Origin of the sequence: Paraburkholderia podalyriae (genome assembly GCF_014397785.1) — a bacterium.
GTDB lineage: Bacteria > Pseudomonadota > Gammaproteobacteria > Burkholderiales > Burkholderiaceae > Paraburkholderia > Paraburkholderia podalyriae.
Map to the genome: position 1 here is coordinate 1 of NZ_VZQQ01000237.1, position 1,103 is coordinate 1,103.

General features: G+C 62.2%; 1 protein-coding gene. It reads right to left on the minus strand.

Features of this window, described 5'->3' with window-relative positions; all coding sequences use genetic code 11:
* Positions 1–31: 31 nt before the first annotated feature.
* On the minus strand, positions 32–1,054 hold the full coding sequence (locus F6X42_RS42785; protein WP_187639753.1) for an IS30 family transposase: 1,023 nt from the start codon (positions 1,052–1,054) through the stop codon (positions 32–34).
* Positions 1,055–1,103 lie beyond the last annotated feature (49 nt).

Consider the following 1,103-nt stretch of genomic DNA (forward strand, 5'->3'; position numbering starts at 1 on the left):
GGCGGTTTCAAAGGTGAAGCGCAACAGCGGGTTAATGAACGGAAGCTGAAGTTATGGAAGCGGTTGCGAGCATACGTTCGAACACCTCGAATGGCGAATGAAATGCATGCGTAGCACGCGGTCGGCTGTTGAGGCTGTCGGCGATGGCATCGAGTTCGTCCTGGCTGTAGATCGAGAGGTCGGTGCCTTTTGGCAAGTACTGACGCAGCAGCCCGTTGGTGTTCTCACAGGTGCCGCGTTGCCAGGGGCTGTGCGGATCGCAGAAGTACACGCGCACGCCGGTGGCGGCGCTGAGCTCCTGATGGCGGGTCATTTCCTTGCCCTGGTCGTAAGTGAAGCTCTGGCGCAGGGGCGCAGCGATCGAATTCAGCTTCGCAGTGAAGCCGGCCAGGGCCGAGGCGGCGGTGGCGTCGTCCATCTTCGCCAGCAGCACCAGGCGACTGGTGCGCTCAACCAGCACGCCGACGGAAGACTGGTTGCCGGCACCCTTGATAAAGTCGCCTTCCCAATGGCCTGGCATCACCCGGTCATCGACCGCAGGCGGGCGCACATGGATGCTCACCATGTCGGGGATCTGGCCGCGCCGGTCAGTGCCCCGCTTGCGTGACATACGCGTGCTGTGGCCGTGGCGCAGACAGGCGATAAGCTGGCGGCGCAGCTCGCCGCGTGGCTGGGCATAGATGGCGGTGTAGATGGTCTCGTGCGAGACATGCTGGGTCGGATCGTTGGGCCACATGCGCTTGAGGGTACCTGAGATCTGCTGGGGCGACCACTTCCATTCCAGCAGGGTGAGTACCACGCGCCACGACACGCTTTGAGGGTGCAGCTTGGGACACGGGCGCGCAGCCTCGCGTCGGCTCGTGCTGAGCGCCTGCGCTGGTGCAGACGCATAGCCCACGGCAGAACACGTGTTCCTGGTCAGCTCGCGGCTCACGGTTGACGCCGCGCGCCCGAGTGTTCGGGCGATGACCTGAACGCTCGAACCCTGCTGCTTCATGCTTGCAATCGTCATGCGTTCTTCAGGCTGCAGTTGTTGGTAACTTCTTTTTTGCATTGGCACACCTTACACGAGCAAGGTGTTGCACTTCAAATTTGATCGCGCC

Excerpts from the sequence above, each read along its gene's own strand:
- F6X42_RS42785 (WP_187639753.1), bottom strand. The coding sequence starts at position 1,054 with ATGCAAAAAAGAAGTTACCAACAACTGCAGCCTGAAGAACGCATGACG.